Origin of the sequence: Cupriavidus basilensis OR16 (genome assembly GCF_000243095.1) — a bacterium.
Taxonomy (GTDB): Bacteria; Pseudomonadota; Gammaproteobacteria; order Burkholderiales; family Burkholderiaceae; genus Cupriavidus; species Cupriavidus basilensis_D.
This window is the reverse complement of record NZ_AHJE01000124.1, coordinates 1-457: the sequence shown is the minus strand read 5'-3', so window position 1 is coordinate 457 and position 457 is coordinate 1. Positions and strand designations below refer to the sequence as shown.

At 62.1% G+C, this 457-nt stretch carries 1 pseudogene and 1 other annotated feature; the pseudogene reads left to right on the top strand.

Annotation, left to right across the window (positions count from 1 at the left end):
* Positions 1-109: 109 nt before the first annotated feature.
* Positions 110-457 (top strand): annotated as a pseudogene (locus OR16_RS33885) (transposase); the annotation flags it as partial.
* Positions 388-457, top strand: a sequence feature (AL1L pseudoknot). This feature is flagged as partial in the annotation. It overlaps the preceding pseudogene by 70 nt.

Here is a 457-nt window from a genome sequence, read left to right as displayed (position 1 = left end):
CCGGAGTCCGGGGCAGACTATGAAGCGGTACTTCACTGGACGGGCGGCGCGTGCCAACTGAACCGCCCCGGGTTTAGTGGAGGCTCCAATTCTTGAGAGAATGGAGCCCATGAGCAAGCGAACCAAGTCTTCCCCCGAGGTCAGAGAGCGGGCCGTACGTCTGGTTCGAGAGCAGCGTAGCGAGCATCCGTCGCTGTGGGCGGCAGTCGAATCCATTGCACCAATGATCGGCTGCACGAGCCAGACGCTGCTGGGCTGGGTCAAGCAAGACCAAGTCGAGATTGGCGAGCGAGATGGCGTGACCGCGTCCGAGCGCGAACGCCTCAAGACGCTGGAGCGTGAGGTAAAGGAACTGCGCCGAGCCAACGAGATCCTGAAGCTGGCGAGCGCGTTTTTCGCCCAGGCGGAGCTCGACCGCCGTTTGAAGTCCTGAAGGCCTTTGTTGATCAGCACCGCG